Origin of the sequence: Cupriavidus alkaliphilus (genome assembly GCF_900094595.1) — a bacterium.
GTDB lineage: Bacteria > Pseudomonadota > Gammaproteobacteria > Burkholderiales > Burkholderiaceae > Cupriavidus > Cupriavidus alkaliphilus.
Genome location: NZ_FMAD01000005.1, coordinates 370,907 through 387,950, shown reverse-complemented (window position 1 = coordinate 387,950; position 17,044 = coordinate 370,907). Strand labels below are relative to the sequence as shown.

15 protein-coding genes and 1 pseudogene are annotated in these 17,044 nt (G+C 64.8%); 7 read left to right on the top strand and 9 right to left on the bottom strand.

The window, feature by feature from the left end; translation table 11 throughout:
* Window positions 1-37 precede the first annotated feature (37 nt).
* The 5 genes from GA0116996_RS13710 to GA0116996_RS13690 form a co-directional block, all read right to left on the bottom strand.
* Entirely contained in the window at window positions 38-1,375 is a 1,338-nt protein-coding gene (locus tag GA0116996_RS13710; protein WP_092312184.1) for a sensor histidine kinase, read from the bottom strand.
* Between the two features lie 51 nt (window positions 1,376-1,426).
* Window positions 1,427-2,677, bottom strand: coding sequence for an alpha-hydroxyketone-type quorum-sensing autoinducer synthase (gene cqsA / locus GA0116996_RS13705; protein WP_092312181.1), 1,251 nt, complete (start codon window positions 2,675-2,677; stop codon window positions 1,427-1,429).
* 472 nt (window positions 2,678-3,149) lie between these two features.
* On the bottom strand, window positions 3,150-4,328 hold the full coding sequence (locus GA0116996_RS13700) for an acyl-CoA dehydrogenase family protein (RefSeq protein ID WP_092312178.1): 1,179 nt from the start codon (window positions 4,326-4,328) through the stop codon (window positions 3,150-3,152).
* 41 nt (window positions 4,329-4,369) lie between these two features.
* A complete protein-coding gene (locus GA0116996_RS13695) occupies window positions 4,370-5,368 on the bottom strand; it encodes a tripartite tricarboxylate transporter substrate binding protein (RefSeq protein WP_092312175.1) in 999 nt (332 codons plus the stop codon).
* 138 nt (window positions 5,369-5,506) lie between these two features.
* Window positions 5,507-6,352 carry an IclR family transcriptional regulator gene (locus GA0116996_RS13690; RefSeq protein WP_243419621.1) on the bottom strand — a complete coding sequence of 282 codons (846 nt, stop codon included), beginning with the start codon at window positions 6,350-6,352 and terminating at the stop codon, window positions 5,507-5,509.
* A gap of 124 nt (window positions 6,353-6,476) precedes the next feature.
* Between GA0116996_RS13690 and GA0116996_RS13685 the strand changes: the two genes are divergently transcribed.
* The 3 genes from GA0116996_RS13685 to GA0116996_RS13675 all read left to right on the top strand — a co-directional run bounded on the left by GA0116996_RS13685 (window position 6,477) and on the right by GA0116996_RS13675 (window position 8,961).
* Window positions 6,477-7,712, top strand: a complete 1,236-nt coding sequence (locus tag GA0116996_RS13685; protein WP_092312169.1) for a CaiB/BaiF CoA transferase family protein — start codon at window positions 6,477-6,479, stop codon at window positions 7,710-7,712.
* Window positions 7,713-7,805: 93 nt separating this feature from the next.
* A complete protein-coding gene (locus GA0116996_RS13680) occupies window positions 7,806-8,234 on the top strand; it encodes a PaaI family thioesterase (RefSeq protein ID WP_092312166.1) in 429 nt (142 codons plus the stop codon).
* Window positions 8,235-8,391: 157 nt separating this feature from the next.
* Entirely contained in the window at window positions 8,392-8,961 is a 570-nt protein-coding gene (locus GA0116996_RS13675) for a YdeI/OmpD-associated family protein (protein ID WP_092312163.1), read from the top strand.
* Window positions 8,962-9,425: 464 nt separating this feature from the next.
* Here GA0116996_RS13675 and GA0116996_RS13670 read toward each other — a convergent pair whose 3' ends face one another.
* On the bottom strand, window positions 9,426-10,874 hold the full coding sequence (locus GA0116996_RS13670) for an HD domain-containing phosphohydrolase (RefSeq protein WP_092312160.1): 1,449 nt from the start codon (window positions 10,872-10,874) through the stop codon (window positions 9,426-9,428).
* A 153-nt stretch (window positions 10,875-11,027) separates the two neighbouring features.
* Between GA0116996_RS13670 and GA0116996_RS13665 the strand changes: the two genes are divergently transcribed.
* Window positions 11,028-11,801 (top strand): alpha/beta fold hydrolase, encoded by a 774-nt coding sequence (locus GA0116996_RS13665; RefSeq protein ID WP_092312157.1) that lies wholly within the window; start codon window positions 11,028-11,030, stop codon window positions 11,799-11,801.
* A gap of 279 nt (window positions 11,802-12,080) precedes the next feature.
* A pseudogene (locus GA0116996_RS13660) lies at window positions 12,081-12,466 on the top strand (transposase); the annotation flags it as partial.
* 118 nt (window positions 12,467-12,584) lie between these two features.
* Here GA0116996_RS13660 and GA0116996_RS13655 read toward each other — a convergent pair.
* On the bottom strand, window positions 12,585-14,015 hold the full coding sequence (locus tag GA0116996_RS13655; RefSeq protein WP_092312154.1) for an aldehyde dehydrogenase family protein: 1,431 nt from the start codon (window positions 14,013-14,015) through the stop codon (window positions 12,585-12,587).
* Between the two features lie 159 nt (window positions 14,016-14,174).
* On the opposite strand from GA0116996_RS13655, the gene GA0116996_RS13650 reads away from it, so the two are divergent.
* Window positions 14,175-15,077 carry a LysR family transcriptional regulator gene (locus GA0116996_RS13650; protein WP_244159848.1) on the top strand — a complete coding sequence of 301 codons (903 nt, stop codon included), beginning with the start codon at window positions 14,175-14,177 and terminating at the stop codon, window positions 15,075-15,077.
* Between the two features lie 246 nt (window positions 15,078-15,323).
* The gene (locus tag GA0116996_RS13645) at window positions 15,324-15,629 is read left to right on the top strand and encodes a DUF1330 domain-containing protein (RefSeq protein ID WP_092312149.1); all 306 of its coding nucleotides are present in this window, start codon (window positions 15,324-15,326) and stop codon (window positions 15,627-15,629) included.
* Between the two features lie 135 nt (window positions 15,630-15,764).
* Here the strand turns inward: GA0116996_RS13645 and GA0116996_RS13640 are convergent, their stop codons facing one another.
* Both GA0116996_RS13640 and GA0116996_RS13635 read right to left on the bottom strand, forming a co-directional pair.
* Window positions 15,765-16,214, bottom strand: a complete 450-nt coding sequence (locus tag GA0116996_RS13640) for an SUKH-4 family immunity protein (RefSeq protein WP_167355506.1) — start codon at window positions 16,212-16,214, stop codon at window positions 15,765-15,767.
* Between the two features lie 277 nt (window positions 16,215-16,491).
* Window positions 16,492-16,950: a cupin domain-containing protein gene (locus GA0116996_RS13635; protein WP_092312143.1), complete on the bottom strand. Its 459-nt coding sequence runs from the start codon at window positions 16,948-16,950 to the stop codon at window positions 16,492-16,494.
* Between the last annotated feature and the right edge of the window lie 94 nt (window positions 16,951-17,044).

Genomic DNA, 17,044 nt, shown 5'->3' with positions numbered 1-17,044 from the left:
GCTGGCGCAAGCCGCGCCGGCGGCTGGCCGGCGCGGGCTACGACGCGTCAGGCTGCTGCGGCTCGGGCCATTTTCCCTTGCGCGGAAAGCGCATGTCGAACTCGGTAAACACGTGTTCTTCGGAGCGGCAGCTGATGCCCGCGCCCCAGCTGCCCAGCACCTTCTGGCAGAACGCCAGGCCGATGCCGGTGCCGCGGTGCGCGGGGTAAGAGAAGAAGGGCTGGAACATCCGCGCCAGCACCTGCGGCGGCACGCCCGTGGCGGTGTCGCGGAACACCACGTGGACGGCATCGGGCCGGACCTCGCAGCGGATATGGATGGTGCCCTTGCCGGCGCGCCGGATCGCTTCCAGCGCGTTCTTCAGCAGGTTGGTCGTGACCAGGCCGAACAGCTGCGCGTTGCCCATCACGTAGGCGGGGCCGGGCAGGTCGACCGTGACGCGTTCCATGTCGCCCGGTTCGAACGGAAAGCGGCCGACGGCGTCGCGGATCACTTCGCCCACTTCGAACAGCGCCCGCGTGGCGTTTTCCGGGTTCTTGGAGTTGGCCACCAGCAGCTCGATACTGTTGCTGATATGGGCCAGGTCTGATTCCATCCGGGCCACGGCCTGCATCAGGCCGTCGCGCTGCGGGGTGTCCTGGTCCAGCGCCGCCGGCAGCCGGGCCTTCAGGCCCCGGGCAGTCATGGCCAGGCTGGTCAGCGGCGTGCGCAGTTCATGCGCGACGGTCGCCAGCGCGGCGGCCATGCCGCGCCGCTTCTGCTCGGCCAGCAGCTGGCGGTCCATCTTGATCACCACCAGCACCGCGATCACGAAGCCGATCACCGGCAACTGCAGCAGCACCGGTTCCCACGGGATGCCGCCCATGGAATTGCCCGCCAGCACGAACAGCGCAATCGCCGCCGCTGCGCCCGCGAACAGGGCAATGGTGGCGAACGCGGTGTTGAAGTGATACAGGATCACCACCGCGATAATGACCGATTCGGCCCACACCATCGAGCCGCCGTTCTCCAGGTAGAAAAAGATAAAGGCGAACGGCAGGCCTACCGTGATGGCAAAGAGCGCATAGGGCGGCAGCCAGCGCCGGCCCGAGAACGCCGAGGCGAACAGCAGCGGCACGAACAGCGCGGTGCAGGCCAGCCGCAGCCACAGGTTTTCATAGGGCTGGGGGAACACATAGGACCAGATCACGTAGTACAGCGGGTGTCCCACCACGCCCAGCGCGCCCACCATCTGGATCCGGCGCAGGCGGATGACGCTCTCCTCGTCCAGCAGCGTGGCCCGCGCGGCGGTCTCGAACACGGCCTGCCATGCCTGGCGGGCCAGTCCGGCAAGGGTGGGGCGGCCGTCCTCCGCTTGCGCTACCTTTGCATCCATCTCCAGGACTACTCCTCGCGGATGCCTGCGATCGGCCCGCTTGTGGGATTTTCAGGACTTGCGCCGGGCCCGGCGCGTCGAGGACCACTCTTCCAGCCGGACTTCATCGCGGATGCTGGCGAGCACGCCGACCAGGCGGTCGATTTCGTTGGCGCCAAGTTTCGCATGCAGCGTAAGTCGCATCAATGCCCGGTTCTTCGGCGTGGCCGGCGCACAGAATACCGCGCCGAAGATGCCGCGCCGCTGCAGCGCGTCGCGCAGCACCTTTACCTGCGGCTCGGTGCCCGCCTCCAGCCCGATGATCTGCTCCGAGCCCTCGCTGATGTTGTAACCCAGTGCCGCGATCGCGCCCCGGGTCTCGCGGGTGATGGCATGCAGGCGCGCCCGGCGCTCGTCCGCGGCGGCAATGAAGTCCGTGACCGCGTCGAACCACGCGATCTCGTGGCGCAGCAGCCCGGAGCTGAAGATCGCCGGCCGCGATTCGACCGCGAAGAAGTCCTTGAAGGCAGTCGAGCAGGCCACATAGCCGGCGCGCCCGGCAAAGGCCTTGGCCAGCGACGCGGTGCGGAAATGCACGCGCCCGGACAGCCCCAGCGCCGGCACCAGGCCGCCGCCGCGCGGGCCATGCGTGCCCAGCGAGTGCGATTCGTCCACCACCAGCACGCAGCCGGATGCTTCGGCCAGTTCGACATAGTCCAGCAGCGGCGCCACGCTGCCGGTGGTGCTGTAGACCGAATCCACCATGATCACGCCCGGGCCGAAGCGCTCCAGCTGGCGGCGCACGTGATCGCAATCGTTGTGGCGCACCGGCACCGCCTGCGCGCCCGCGGCGATGATGCCTTCCCACAGCGAGGCATGCCCGTTCATGTCGATATAGACTGGAATGCCGGGGCCGGCGATGCACTGCACCAGGCCCACGTTGGCGGCCCAGCCGGACTGCGCGATCAGCCCGTCCTCGGCCTGCATCAGGTCGGCGATCTTGCGCTCGACGCGCCGCTGCGGCGTATCGCCGTGCATGAACACGGACGACATCAGCAGCTCCGGCGCGTCATCGACAAAGGCCCGCATCTGCGCCTGCGCCAGCGACGCCTCGCCCAGCAGGCACAGGTAGTCGTTGCTGCTCAGGTGCAGCGCGTCGGGTCCGGGCGTGAGCCCGTGCAGCAGGTGGTCGCCGCCCCAGAGCTTGCCCATGCGTTCCTCGAAATGCTGTGCCATGCGCGTGGTGATCCAGGGCGGCAAGGTCGGGGCTTTGTTGCGGCAGGCATGGTGGCGGGATTGCACAGGCTCGGCATCGGCGAACATCGGTAGTCCTTCAACAGGTCGGATGAAAATCGGAGGGAATTGGCAAGGCTTGCATGGCGCCTGCGCCAAAGCCAGCCGCCCATGCGTGGGGGGTTCAGTGCGCAACGTCTCCCGATTGCGCGCCGTATGCCGGCGTGCCATGGGGACGCGGTTCATGTAGCGACCACTGTGCCAGTCTTAGCCAACGATTGTGACGGGACTTCCACCAATCCCAACGTCTGTTTGCAGACTAGGTTGGCCAGACTAAACGGTCACGCGGCAGCGCAAGACTGCGGGTATTCAGGGGGATTTTTACTTAAAATATGCTCGATTGAGCACTTGTGCTGAGCTTGCGCGAAGCCGGGCGCGGGATGGCCCGGTGCGCTGAAATGGAAGGTCAGGGTTTGCCGCTGCGCGGCACTGGCGGCCGCGCAGCGGTGCAGGCGGCTATGCGCACGCACCGCCGCCCCGCCGTAGTGCATCGATCAGGCAATCAGCCCGCGCCGGCGCCCTCCAGCGCCGCGCCGCGCGCTTCCAGGGTGCGGCGCGCAATATTGAGCTGGTGGATCTGCGTGGTGCCTTCATACAGCCGGAACAGCCGCACATCGCGATAGAAGCGCTCCGCGACGGTGCGGGCCATATACCCGCTGCCGCCGAACACCTGCACCGCGCGGTCCGCCACGCGGCCGGCCATTTCCGAGGCGAACAGCTTGCACATCGACGCCTCCATGGTCACATCCTCGCCGGCATCGCGCTTGCGCGCGGTCTCGAGCACCAGCGCGCGGGCCGCGTGCAGTTCCGTGTTGCTGTCGGCAATCATCTGCTGCACCAGCTGGTAGTCGGCAATCGGCTTGCCGAACTGGCGGCGCTGCGCCGCGTAGCGGACCATCTCGTCGACCAGCCGGACCGCCGGGCCCACGCACAGGCCGGCCAGGTTGATGCGCTGCTTGTTCAGCGCTTTCATCGCGGTCTTGAAGCCGACATTGGGTTTGCCGCCGACGATGGCGCTAACCGGCACGCGGCAGTCCTTCAGGTAGACGTCGCCCACGGGCGAGCCGTGCTGGCCCATCTTGCGTTCCGGCTCGCTGGTGCTCAGGCCCGGCGTGCCGCGCTCGACCAGGAAGGCGCTGATGCCGTGCGCGCCCGGCGTGCCGGGGTCGGTGCGGGCGAACACGGTAAACAGGTCGGCGATCGGCGCATTGGTGATAAAGCACTTGCTGCCGTTCAGCACGTAGTGGTCGCCGTCCTGCCTGGCCGTGGTCTGCAGCGCCGTGGCATCGGACCCGGCTTCCGGTTCGGTCAGCGCGAAGCAGCCGGTGACCTTGCCGGAGGCCAGCTGCGGCAGGTAGCGCTGGCGCTGCGCTTCGGTGCCGTCGGCCACCAGCGACTCCGAGGCGATGCCGGTATTGCCGCCGAAGCGGGCGCGGAACACCGTGGCCGCCTGCGACACTTCGATGTTCACCTGCGCCAGCTCTTCGGTGGTCAGCCCGGCGCCGCCGTAGGCTTCCGGGATGCTGTGGCCGAACAGGCCAAGCTGGCGCATCTGCTCGACCACGGGCTCGGGGATGACATCGGTCTGGTCGATCTGCGCTTCGAGCGGGATGCAGGTTTCCAGCACGAAGCGGCGGAGTTCGGCAAGCAGCGCTTGCTGGCGGGCGGAGTCGCGGATCATGGAGGGGTTCCGGTGGTGGGTTGAGGGTGGCAGGGGCGCGGCTACTGTGCCGTGATGCCGGCGGTCTTCAGCACGCCGGTCCATTTCTTCGTTTCGGCATCGAGGAAGCGGTCGAACGCGGCCGCGGGTTGCGGTGCCACGTCCATGCCGAGTTCGGCCAGGCGCCGCGCCGTGGCCGGGTCGGCGGTGGCGCGCGCGGCGGCGTCGGCCAGCTTGCGCACCACCGCGTCTGGCGTGCCCTGCGGCGCCACCAGCCCGAACCACGCGCCCACTTCATAGCCCGGCAGCTGCGCCGCCTCGGCCACGGTGGGCACGTCCGGCAGCACCGCCGTGCGCCTGGCCGAGGTCACGGCCAGCGCGCGCAGCTTGCCGCTTTGCACCTGCTGGCGCGCAATGGCCGAGGTCAGCGCCATCATCGACACCCGCGCGCCGAGCAGGTCGCTCAGGGCCTCGGGCTGGCCCTTGTAGGGCACGTGGGTCAGCTTCACGCGCGTCATCTGCGCCAGCAATTCCGCCGACAGATGATTCGAGGTGCCGATGCCCGCGCTGGCGTAGGTCAGCGTGCCCGGCTGCTTGCGTGCGGCGTCGAGCAGTTGAGGCAGCGTGCGCAGCGGCGACGAGGCTGGCACCACGATCACGTTGGGCACCGCGCCGATGCCGGCCACCGCGCGGAAGTCCTTGCCGCCCTTGCCCTGGATCGACGGATTGAGCAGCGGCCCGACCACGAAGCTGGGGCTGACCGCCAGCAGCGTATGGCCGTCGGCGGGCGCCTTGGCGACGAGGTCGGCGCCGATGGCACCGCCGGCGCCGGTCTTGTTCTCGACGATCACCGCTTGCTGCAGCACCTTCGCCATGTTTTCGGCAGTGATGCGGGTGACCGAATCGACCACGCCGCCCGCCGAGAACGGCACGATGATCCGCACCGGGCGGTCCGGGAAGCGTGCCGCATCGTCGGCGGCGGCCAGCGTCGCCGCGGGCGTCAGCGCGGCGCAGGCCAGCATGCCGGCAGCGAGCCGGCGCCATGGGTAAAAGGCATCCATCTTGTCTCCTTGGTTGCCTGCGCCCGGGACGTTGCCAGGCGCGAGGTCGGTCTCATGCAGGCCTCTTGTCGGGCCGCTGTCATGGTCCTGCCGGCGACATTGCCGGCAGGCTGCGCCGCGCCACTGTCCCGTAACGGGTCAGCGCGCGCAGCTCAGTTCGATCTGCCGCACCGCTTCGCGCAACCGGGGCGCCACGTCGCGCTCGAGCAGGTTGTCGCGATTGCGCGATGCCGCGATGGTGCAGTTCAGCGCGAACGGGTCCTCGTGCAGCGACTGGCGCAACGGCGCCGCGATCGCGTGGATCTCGGGCCGCCACTCGCCGCGGCTCAGGCAATAGCCGTGCGCGCGGAAATGCTTCTGGTCCTCCGTCCACATCTGGCGCTCCTGGCTGAAGCGCTGCGGGTCTTCGACCCGCAGCCGGTTCAGCAGCGCGGTGCGCTCGTCCGCGCTGCACGCCAGCAGCACCGCACGGCCGATCGCGCTGGCCAGCAGCGGGCGCGTGCTGCCGATGTCCGGCTGGTAGAAGTTGCCGGGGTCCAGCCGGCAACTGTCGACGTAGACCACCGACAGGCGCTCGCGCATGCCCAGGTTCACGGTGCAGCCGGTTTCGCGCGCGATGGCCTCCATATAGGGCCGGGCCACCTGGCGGATCGCCAGGCCGGCCAGCATCGGATAAGCCAGCGCCAGCACGCCGGCGCCGAGCCGGTACTTCTGGTTGCCGGGTACGCGGCTGAGAAAGCCCAGCAGCCCCAGCGTGTACGTCAGCCGCGACACCGTCGCCTTGGGCAGTCCGGTGCGCGCCACGATGTCCTGGTTGCCCAGCACCGGGCTGGACGGCGTAAAGGCGCGCAGCACCTCCAGCCCGCGCGACAGGTTGGTGGCGAACTGGCGGTCGGTGGCGAGGGCGTCCTCGCTGGCCAGGCCGGGCAGGGGCAGGGGTTCCGGGGTGCGGTCCATGCTGTGCGGTGGTTGCTTGGGTTCCATGCTGGGATCCGGAAAAGGGGACGTCAACGTTGTAGCACGACCGTTCCGCACAGCGAAACCATGCTTGCGTCCAAGGCGGCCGCCTGCCACCTTGCAGCGGACAAACCTGCCGCTGGAGACCCGCATGCCAGACACCTACGTCCAACCTGTATCGCCCCAAGCACCGGGCAACGGCCCGCTCGCCGGGTTGCGCATCCTCGACATGGCCACCGTGGTGGCGGCACCGTTTTCCGCCACGTTGTGCGCCGACATGGGCGCCGAGGTGGTCAAGCTGGAACTGCCAGACGGCAGCGATCCGCTGCGCGGACTCGAGCCCGTCACCAAGGACCACGCGCTGTACTGGAAAGTGACCAACCGCGGCAAGCGCGGCATCTCACTCGACGTGCGCACGCCGCGCGGCCGCGAGATCTTCCTGCGCCTGCTGCCGCGCTTCAACGTGCTGGTGGAGAATTTCCGCACCGGCACGCTGGCGCGATGGGGGCTCGATCTTGAAACACTGCACGCGGCCAACCCCAGGCTGATCGTGCTGCGGCTGACCGGCTTCGGCCAGACCGGGCCCGATGCAACGCGCCCGGGGTTTGCCCGCATCTTCGAAGCCCGCAGCGGCTTTACCAACCTGGCGGGCACGGCGCAGAGCGGGCCGATGCATATGAACTATCCGGTGGGCGACATGATCGCCGGACTCTTCGGCGCCTTTGCCATCGCCACCGCGGTGGCGGAACAGCGCGCCAGACCGGGCCAGCCCGGCCGCGAGATCGACCTGGCCGCTACCGAGGCACTGTTCCGCCTGCTGGACCCGCTCGCCATCGAATACGAACAGCTCGGCCATGTGCGCCAGCGCGCCGGCAACCGCACCACCTACGCCGCGCCCTCCAACATGTACCGCACCGCCGACGATACCTGGGTCACCGTGGTGGCCTCGTCCGACGCCACCTTCCGCCGCTTGGCCGAGGCCATGGACGCGCCGCAACTGGCACAGGCCCCGGAATACGCAACCAACGCCGGCCGCGTGCGGCATATCGAAGCCCTCGACGGCTGCATCGCCGAGTGGTTTGCCGCACAGCCCTACGCCGCCGCGGCGGCGCGGCTTGAGCAATGCCAGGTGCCGTTCAGCAAAGTGTTCAGCATCGCCGATATCGTCGAGGACCCGCAGATGGTGGCGCGCCAGGCCATCGTGCGGCTGCCCGATGCGGACTTGGGCACGGTGCCGGCGCCTTGCGCGGTGCCCCGTTTTTCGGGGTATGCGCCGCCGTTACCGCGTACCGGGCCGGATGTGGGAGAACACAATGCGGAGGTTTATGGGGAGTTGGGAATTGGAGAAGAAGAGCTGGCGCGGTTGCGGGCCGAGGGTGTGATCTGACACACCCTCGGCCCGCCGCCGCGCAATGCCCTGGCGCTGGCTGGCAGGCAGGTCGGTAGAATGGTGCACTGCCCTGTTCAACCGAGACAAGTCATGGACATTGCTCCTCCCGTTACGCTGGAAGAATGGAATGCGGCCGGTGCGGACTATTTGCCTGGTCTTCTTGGCATGCGCTTCGTCAAGGTAGAGTTAGACGAGGTAGTGGCGACGCTTAAAGTGCGTCGTGCCTTGGCAGCATGGAATGGGTACTTGCATGCGGGAACGGTAGTCTCGCTCGCAGATACATGTTGCGGCTACGGAACCGTACGAAGCTTGCCGCCAGGGGCCAGCGGCTTCACCACCGTGGAGCTCAAGAGCAACATGCTTGGAACGGCCCGCGATGGCATCGTGACCTGCACCGCGCGGCCGATCCATAAGGGACGCACCACCCAGGTCTGGGATGCCGAGGTCCGTCGCGAGGCCGACAATGCCCTGATCGCCAGCTTTCGCAATACGCAGTTGATCCTTTGGCCCAGGGCCTGATCGGCCCGGGGATACGCCGATCGGGACCCGCCGGCAGAAGTCGGTCGTTCTGCGGCGCTATTCAAACCGGCTATGCCAAAATCGGCGCAGGTCGGTAACCAGCGGGTTTCAGTGAACGAATACGCCTCGCTGCCTGAATGCAACTTGCGGATCCTTCATGACAGAGCCTCGTCTGACCTTTCCTGACCAGAATGAATGGGAAAGCTGGTTGACGCAGAACGGCAGTACCTCGACCGGGATCTGGCTGCGCCTGGCAAAAAAGGGCGCCGGGCAGGCAACCTTGACCTATGAGCAGGCACTGGAAAGTGCCCTGTGTCATGGCTGGATCGATGGTCAAAAACAGGCTGAAAGTGATGGGTACTGGCTGCAACGCTTCACGCGACGCTCCGCCAAAAGTATCTGGTCCAGACTCAACAAAGACCGGGCCGAAGCGCTGATCGCTGCAGGCAGAATGCTTCCTTCGGGCATGCGAGAAATCGAGAAAGCCAAAGAGGACGGCCGCTGGGAGGCTGCCTATACGTCGGCCAGCAACTCGGTCGTGCCGGACGACCTGCAGGCCGCACTGGATGCCAATCCCAAGGCCAGCGCGTTCTTTGCGACGCTGAACAGCCGCAACCGCTACGCCATCCTGTTTCGGATCCAGAATGCCAAAAAACCCGCAACGCGCGTGCGCAAGATCGAGGAGTTCATCGGCATGCTCGATCGCGGCGAAACGATTCATCCCTAGACCAGGGGGGGCAGGGCCGGCGAAAGTCGCCGGATGATGCGGCGCGCAAGGCGGGCAACCTGCAGCGCTCTCCACGCTTCAGCGCCGGCGAGCGTCGATCAGTGCTGGCTTACGGTTTATGAATCCCTTGGCCGAATTCGCGCGTGACCGGCCGTGACGAATATCTGACTGGGCGTCGGATTCTGGCCAGTCCCCGCCCTTGGTTCATCCAATCTGGGCGTGCTGGCGCCAGAGGCAACTACCGACCCTAACCCGTCATTCAATCTTCGGCGCCGTCAACGACTGCTGACAAGCAAACTTCCGCCTCCCGCCACATTGCTTTAACACGCCAACTTTGCCGAGCGGAACTCGGCCGGGTTTCCGGCTTTTCCTGGGCGGCGCGATGGGTAATTCCCATCGCGCCGCTTTGCGCCCGCGTCATAGCCGATCGGATACTCCAGAACAGCCGGTGCATATGTGAAGAGCTAAAGCAAGCCGAGCGTGAAGGCTTTCAGGGTCGCGGCAGCACGGGTGGAGCATTCGAGCTTGCGGAAAATGTTCTCCACATGGGTGCGGACCGTGCTCGGACTGATCGCGAGCGTGCGGGCTACCTCCTTGTTGCTCTCTCCCAGCGAGATCTGGCGTAGTACCTCTGTCTCCCTTTCGGAAAGCGAGACGGACGATCTGGACGGTAGCGCGCGCACCTTGTCGCCGCGCGCAGCCGCCAGCGTCGCTTCCACGATCTGGCCATCGAAACGCCCTTGCGCCGCTTCGGAGCGCAGCAAGACAGCGGCATCGTCGTACGAATGGGCGGCCCGCCAGGGCCGACGGGAGCGAAGGGCCACCCAGGCCGTCGACACGGCGAGGGTCCGTTGCGCGCCAGACAGTGCGTCGCCGGCAAGCCCGCGGTAGTAGCCGCTGCCGTCCAGCCGCTCATAGGCATACGAGGCCAGCTCGGCTTCCGCGCCAAGCTGGCGGAAGTGCCGCGCAGCCCGGAAAGTCCAGTACGGCATCAGCCGAACACGCTCCCAGTCCGAAGCCTGCAGCCTCCCGGGGTTGTTCCAAAGACGGTTTGGCAAGGCCGCGCGGCCGACGCCGTGAATCAAGCCTGCGCGATAAAGGCAATTCTGCAAGTCGGCATCGAATCCCTGCATGGCGGCGCTGACCTTCGCCAGCTCCGCAACCTGGCGCGAATGGCCCGCCAGCCATGGCAGCTTCAGGTCGATGACGTCGCCGACCAGCGGCAGGGCCACCTCGGTGGCGCCGTGGCCCGGCAAGGCTGCGATCTCCGCCAGCAACGGGGCTGACTCCAGCGCCTCGAGCCACGCCTTCGCATGCTGGCTCACAAGTGCAACCAGGGCGGCCGGGTACCTGGCATTGGCGAAGCCTGCAATGTAGGCCAGGGCAGTATCGATGCCATGGGCCCGGCTGAGGATTTCAAGGTCGCTGGCGAGGGCGACATGATAGACAACGGGGGGCACGTGCGGATGCCCGATTCGGCCAGGCATGCCGTTGCCATCGTACGCTTCAAAGACATTGCGCAGGCCGGCCTCCACCTCCGCGCCCAGGCCAAGCATGGAGGCGATATCGCCCGACACCTCGCAATGGATCTGCGCCAGGGGAAGGATGCCTGCGCGCGCCTGCCCGTCGAACGCGGGCAATGTCAGCGTCAGCATGGCGTCGCGGCCCGCCACATCGTCGCCCAGCAACTGCTCGAAACCGGAGGCATTGGCGGTGCAGCCAGACCAGCGTAATAAGGCAACCTGGCTGGCTGCAACGCGGTCGGGGATGGACCCGCCGGCTTCCGCAGCAAGGCTTGATGCCAGTCTTGCCGTGCGCAGCGAGTGGTCCGTAGGTTGGCCCATGCTGAGGTCGCCGACGAAGGCCAGCGCCAGGACAGCATCATTGAGTGGGACGTTGACCGGATTTTGCATCGTAAGGAAAGCGTGAGGACCAGCATCAACGAAAGCATTACCGGCTCGAGCGCGGGCGGCATCGGTCGATCGACCGATGCCGGTCCGGGGCCGGATTCTGCAAACTCGCGACAGCCACGGAAAAGTTTCCGTGAATGCAAACGGAGAACCAAGATGCTGAATCGTAGCGTAGTCGCCCTTGCTCTGGGCGCGTTGAGCCTGGCCGCCAGTCATGCGGTCTATGCCGCCGGCAATGGCCACAGTAAGCCATCCGTTGTCATCGTGCACGGCGCATTTGCTGACGGGTCAGACTGGGCCAGGGTCATTCCCTTGCTGCAAGCGAAGGGAATCCAGGTACAAGCGGTGCAGAACGGGCTGAATTCACTGGCCGACGATGTGGCCGCCACGCGCCGGGCCATTAACAATCAGCCAGGCAAGGTTGTGCTTGTCGGTCATTCGTGGGGGGGAACGGTGATTACCGAGGCGGGCAACCATGACAAGGTAGTCGGCCTGGTGTACGTCGCCGCTTTTGCACCCAAGGCGGGACAATCCACCGAGGAGCTTGGCAAAGGCTATGCGCCAGCGCCTGGCATCTCCAGGCTGGTTGTCGATGCCGAAGGGTACGCCACGCTTCCCCCCGACGCCATCGCCAACGACTTTGCCCAGGACGTGCCACGCGCGCAGGCGCGAGTCATGGCGGCGACGCAGGGCCCCATCCAGGCAAAGGCGTTCGGCGAGAAGGTGGGCGCCGCGGCATGGTCGACCAGGCCCTCATGGTACATCGTCAGCGAGAAGGATCGCATGATTCCGCCCGAGCTGGAGCGCGCCATGGCGAAGACAATCGGCGCCAAGGTGACCAGCTTGCCGACGAGCCATGTTCCCCAGCAGTCCAGGCCGGCTGAGGTTGCCAAAGTGATCCTCGACGCCGTGCAGGCGTCGCGCAAGTAACAGTACCGTTGGGGATGGGTAGGGGTTGTCCGCTGCGCCTGCAGACATCCCCTTGCTTCTGCGCAATGCATGCGCAGCGGATTGCCCGGCGCGGCTGGTGTGTCACGCACGCAGATTCCGGAGGCGAACTGACAGCGCTGCAACCGGCGCACTGGCGAGGAGACGCTGGACGATAGCGACTCTCCGGGCGCGCCGCTTTGTACCGGCATGTATCTCCATCATTGCCATATACCCGGCGATACGAAATCCGTGAAATCCGACACATGCCGCTTGCCTGGCTTGCGGCCAATCTACAGCGCGGCCAGCGAGCAGGAGGCCGAGCAGGCGCTGCAGGACTTCGCCGACGGCCCGTGGGGTGAAAAACTGCCGATGATCGCCCAGTCGTGGCGACGCGCCTGGGAGCACGTCACGCCTTTCTTCGTGTTCCCGCCCGAGATCGGCGCGTGATCTACACCACCAATGCCATCGAAAGCTTGATTATGCAGCTGCGCAAGATCATCAAAACCCGAGGGCACTTCCCCTCGGATGAAGCCGCTGTCAAGCTGCTGTGGCTGGCGCTGCGCAAAGTGCTGGCCAAGTCCGTTCGCACGACCTATGACTGGAAGTCCGCCATGAACCAGTTTGCTATTCTGTATGGCGAGCGATTTACTGGGGCACGGGGCTAACAGAATTCAAAAACCGCCTCGCACACAAAAATGCGGACAGGTCCGTTATGTGCGGCGAGGCTGGCGTTGCATCGATGGCTACACATCGAGCCGCTTCACCAGCCGTTGCCAACAGTTATTAAGCCTGCGCCGACTCCATCATCAAGGTCTTGGGCTCCAGGTACGCACTGATGCCCCATTTCCCCATCTCGCGACCAAGTCCTGAATGTTTGAAGCCGCCAAACGGCGCGCGCGGCTCATGGACGAGCGTGTTGACGAGCACGCGGCCCGCGTCGATCAGCCGGGCGATGCGTTCGCAGCGCTCGATGTCCTTGCCAAGCACGATCGCGCTCAGGCCGTAGGCAGTGTCATTGGCGATGGAGACAGCTTCGGCATCGTCGGTGTAAGGGATGATGGTGAGGACAGGCCCAAAGATCTCCTCGCGCGCAATGCGCATCTGGTTGCTCGCGTTCGTGAAGAGTGTGGGCTTGACGAACCAGCCCCTGTGCAATCCGTCGGGTCGTCCTTCGCCACCGGCCAGCAACGCTGCGCCTTCATCCATCCCAATGCGGATGTAGTTCTGCACCCGTTCCCATTGCCTGGCGCTTACCATTGGGCCGATGTCGGTGTCAGCTTGACGCGGATCGCCGGATTTGACGTGTGAAACCGCTTCCCTTGCGATTTGCTCGAACTCCGCAAGCCGATGGCGCGGCACCAGAATGCGGGTGCCGGCAATGCAGGCCTGGCCGCTGTTGAGGAAGCCAGCCTGGAGCACGAGCGGCATGATCTCGGCGAAGTCTGCGTCATCGAGCACCACCGTCGGCGACTTGCCGCCCAGCTCCAGCGTCACACGCTTCATGGTGACGGCCCCCGCGCTCAACAGCCGCTGACCGACGGCGGAAGAGCCGGTGAACGAGATCTTGGCTATGCCAGGGTTGCGCACGATCTCTTCGCCAACCACGTCGCCGCGGCCATTGACGATGTTGAACACGCCGGGCGGGAGGCCGGCCTCGTGCAGCGCCTCGGCCACGATCTGCGTCTGCATTGCGCTCATCTCACTGGGCTTGATGACGGCTGTGCATCCAGCGGCCAGCGCCGTCGCCAGCTTGTTGGAGATAAACCCGGCGTTGCTGTTCCAGGGCGTGATCAGGCCCGCGACGCCAACCGGCGTCATCACAACACGTGCGGCGCCAGCGCGCTCCTCAAACTCAAACGATTCCAGCGCGTCGATTGCTTGTGCAACGGTCTGGGCGGGATACTCCGCCATCCAGCGCGAGCGCACGGACGGCGCACCATATTCGGTCACGATGGCCTGCAGCAGTTCCTCCTCGCGTTCAGCGATGGCCCGGTGCATGCGCCGCAGCGCTGCAATGCGTTCCTCGCGCGTGGTGCGTGACCAGGCGGGGAATGCTGCCCGCGCCGCAGCAATTGCGCGTTGCGCGTCCTTCTCGTCGCCCAGCCGAACCTGGCCAATGATCTCTTCCGTGCTGGGGTTGTGCAGATCGAACCATTCCTGGCCGTGCGGCGTCACGAACTCGCCATTAATGTACATATGATCAATGCGTTGCATTTCGTTTCCTTTGGAATGACTGGCGGCGTAGGGGAGGAGGGGGAGAGCTCCCCACGTCCGGCGTGCATTGAAGTCTAGGAATACGTTATTGTTTTGATAAGCCGTCCTATGACAGATGACGCATCCCGAAAATCAGGACAATCTATGCACCGCACAGGAATGACCGAGCTTGAGGTGGTTCTGGCCGTCGCACGCCGCAGCAGTTTTCGTGGCGCGGCGCTAGAGCTTGGCATGTCGACCACGGCGGTGAGCAGCGCCGTTTCCGGCCTCGAGGCGCGGCTGAAAGTGCGCTTGTTCAACCGCTCGACGCGCAGCGTGGCCCTAACCGATGCGGGTCAGCGCTACGTGGCGCGCATAGCGCCAGCGCTCGCCGAAATCCAACGGGCCAACGAAGAGGCGGAAACCGAGTCGGACGCGCCCAGCGGTACCTTGCGCATCAATGCACCGCAGGGGGTAGCCCTCTTGCTGCTGGAACCGCTTTTCCATCCGTACGCGCAGCGCTATCCCCAGGTATGCATCGACATCGTGAGCGAGTCGCGCCTGATCGACGTTGTCGCCGAAGGCTTCGATGCGGGCATCCGTCTTGCCGAATCCGTGCCGCAAGATATGATCGCCGTGCCGCTGTCCCGCAACCTCCGCATGCTCGTCGTGGCAACGCCCGAGTACCTGAAGCGCAACGGTACGCCCAGGCATCCGCGCGATCTGCTCAAGCACCAGACCATCGGCATGCGCATGTCCCACGGCGGCATCTATCAATGGGAACTGAAGCACAAGAGCCAGAAGCTGCAGATGGATCTGCCAGTGCGCATGGCCCTCTCCGAGACGCCGGCCATCAAACAGGCGGTGCTGCTCGGACTCGGCATCGGCTTCATCTCGGAATGGTTCATCGATGAAGAATTGAAATCCGGCGCCCTGGTCCCCGTGCTCGTTCCCTGGTGCCAGCCGTTTGGCGGCCTCAGGCTTTACTACTCTGGCCACAGGTTCGTGACGGTGCGGCTACGCGCTTTGGTCGAACTGATCCATGAACTACGTCTTGGTGAAGGTCGCTTGGCAGGAAAATAAGCGGGATAGTGAGAGTTCAATTCTGGTACCGATGCACCCATCCGCACGCTATCCGCGGCGCAGCTTGCTTTCTAGAGCTGCGCCAATTTCCGGGAAAGGCGCTTGCCGACCCTTCTCTGCCGTTGAAGGCGTCACACGCAAAAGGCAGCTTTTCAGTAGTTACGGCCATCCTCGACTTCACGGCATCGCCGCCTACAATCGAGCAATGACAGTGAGCAGTGGGACTACTGCGGAAAGGATCGCGCCATGACTGCATACCTGATCGCCGATGTCGATGTAACAGACCCCGTCCTTTTTGAAGAGTACAAACGAGAAGTACCAGCTACTGAGGTGCGCTACGGCGGAAAGTATTTGGGCCGTGGTGGTCTAACCAAAGTTCTCGAAGGCGACTGGCAGCCGCATCGGCTCGTCATCGTCGAGTTCCCGGACATGGATTCCTTAATGGCTTGGTATGACTCGCCAGAGTACGCCCGTCTCAAGGCGATCCGAGAAAGATGTGCGACGACGAGGATTGTCGCGCTGGAAGGGGTTGCGGCCGTAACCTCGCAGTAAGTTTGGCGGAAGAGTTGCCGGTTCGCCCGTCGACAGGCGGTTATTCCTTCGTGACGGTCGGACTCTGCCGGCTGCCAATGCCCCGAACACGGAAACCTCTGAGCGACCTATAGTCAGCGGGACGGCCCTCCGTTACTAGTCGGAGAGTGCCTCCGCGTGCCACATCGTCCCTTGTTTTGCAGCGGGGGGATCTACTTTTGCGATGGCGCCCAGCGAAGACTGTGTCTTCCCGGAGTGCAAGTGCTCCTGATAGATGCACAGACACTCGAGAAACTGGCCCAGTGTGGAATTAATGAAGACCCGCCGATTATGATCGTCGTGGTTAAAGTAGATTACCTCATTTGTTGCGGCGTCAATTCCAAGAAGATCACCAGAGCCATTCTGCCCGAACGGGACAAACTGCTCTGGGACGACACCACTTGCTCGGAGATTCTCGATCTCCGCAGCGCGATAGCTCGAGAAGCTAAGAAATGGCGGTGCGTGGCGGGGCAGCCCATCCTCTATAAGCTGGCACATAGCACTGTCGTTAAGGCCCGGCAGGGAGGCTTCGTCGAAAACAACAAACTCGTCGAGTTGCAGATTCATCTCTGGCGGTGTCTGCGGAAGGCCAGAGAGAAACCTTTGCTTAAATGACACGGGCATAACAACCATTTCTGCGGCGGTTGGGATCTTCCGAGTGTATCCGAAATCTGGATGTCCGCTTTGGAAGCCGGTCCTCGGACGACCGCTACTGGCCGAATGCGGTCGATCGTCGGTCGCCAAGCCGGCAGCTACCATCACGCCGTAGATGTCCGGCGGTATTCCTTGGCGACCGTGTAGTAGATGAATGACTGCTTACGCTTGCCTGGCTACGCGGGCTGCCTCAACGCTTCAAGGGTGTGGTTAGCACGGTCTCGTTCGTATCCACGACGAACACCGCAAGCAGCTTGGCGGGCTCAGTCTTGCTCGCGTTGGCGCTGACGTCGTGCCGGTCGCCAGGCATTTCGGGGAAGTTCTGGCCCTTGGTGAACGTGCGAAGCGGTCCGCCGTTGAGTTGGTTCAATACGGCGCCTTCCAGCACTGTTGCGTAGATCAGCGCCGACCTGGCGTGGGTATGCGCGGCGTTGACGCCCCCTGGCTCATACTCCACCAGTACGCCCTTGACACTCTTGCCCGGCAAGTTCGGGATTTCCTGCTGGTACACGAGTGTGGCTTTCACACCCGTGGAGGTAGTTGCCAATCCTTGCACTGGCACCGTTGCCTGATGGCCGGAATGGTCTTGAGCCAGGGCTGCATGCATCGGCAGGGAGGCCAGCAGTATCGACGCAATCAAACGCTTCATGTTGTATCTCCGGTGCGCCGTCGGCGGGCGGCACGAACCACATCTCGCCGGCGGCCATTGCATGGTTGATGAGGACGAACGTCCAATTTTCCGA

Bases quoted from the DNA above. Each gene is read 5' to 3' on its own strand.
- GA0116996_RS13650 (WP_244159848.1), top strand. From the start codon at position 14,175: ATGACCGAGCTTGAGGTGGTTCTGGCCGTCGCACGCCGCAGCAGTTTT.
- GA0116996_RS13665 (WP_092312157.1), top strand. From the start codon at position 11,028: ATGCTGAATCGTAGCGTAGTCGCCCTTGCTCTGGGCGCGTTGAGCCTG.
- GA0116996_RS13695 (WP_092312175.1), bottom strand. From the start codon at position 5,368: ATGGATGCCTTTTACCCATGGCGCCGGCTCGCTGCCGGCATGCTGGCC.
- GA0116996_RS13690 (WP_243419621.1), bottom strand. From the start codon at position 6,352: ATGGAACCCAAGCAACCACCGCACAGCATGGACCGCACCCCGGAACCC.
- GA0116996_RS13710 (WP_092312184.1), bottom strand. From the start codon at position 1,375: ATGGATGCAAAGGTAGCGCAAGCGGAGGACGGCCGCCCCACCCTTGCC.
- GA0116996_RS13640 (WP_167355506.1), bottom strand. From the start codon at position 16,214: ATGAATCTGCAACTCGACGAGTTTGTTGTTTTCGACGAAGCCTCCCTG.
- GA0116996_RS13635 (WP_092312143.1), bottom strand. From the start codon at position 16,950: ATGAAGCGTTTGATTGCGTCGATACTGCTGGCCTCCCTGCCGATGCAT.
- cqsA (WP_092312181.1), bottom strand. From the start codon at position 2,677: ATGTTCGCCGATGCCGAGCCTGTGCAATCCCGCCACCATGCCTGCCGC.
- GA0116996_RS13645 (WP_092312149.1), top strand. From the start codon at position 15,324: ATGACTGCATACCTGATCGCCGATGTCGATGTAACAGACCCCGTCCTT.
- GA0116996_RS13655 (WP_092312154.1), bottom strand. From the start codon at position 14,015: ATGCAACGCATTGATCATATGTACATTAATGGCGAGTTCGTGACGCCG.
- GA0116996_RS13680 (WP_092312166.1), top strand. From the start codon at position 7,806: ATGGACATTGCTCCTCCCGTTACGCTGGAAGAATGGAATGCGGCCGGT.
- GA0116996_RS13675 (WP_092312163.1), top strand. From the start codon at position 8,392: ATGACAGAGCCTCGTCTGACCTTTCCTGACCAGAATGAATGGGAAAGC.
- GA0116996_RS13700 (WP_092312178.1), bottom strand. From the start codon at position 4,328: ATGATCCGCGACTCCGCCCGCCAGCAAGCGCTGCTTGCCGAACTCCGC.
- GA0116996_RS13685 (WP_092312169.1), top strand. From the start codon at position 6,477: ATGCCAGACACCTACGTCCAACCTGTATCGCCCCAAGCACCGGGCAAC.
- GA0116996_RS13670 (WP_092312160.1), bottom strand. From the start codon at position 10,874: ATGCAAAATCCGGTCAACGTCCCACTCAATGATGCTGTCCTGGCGCTG.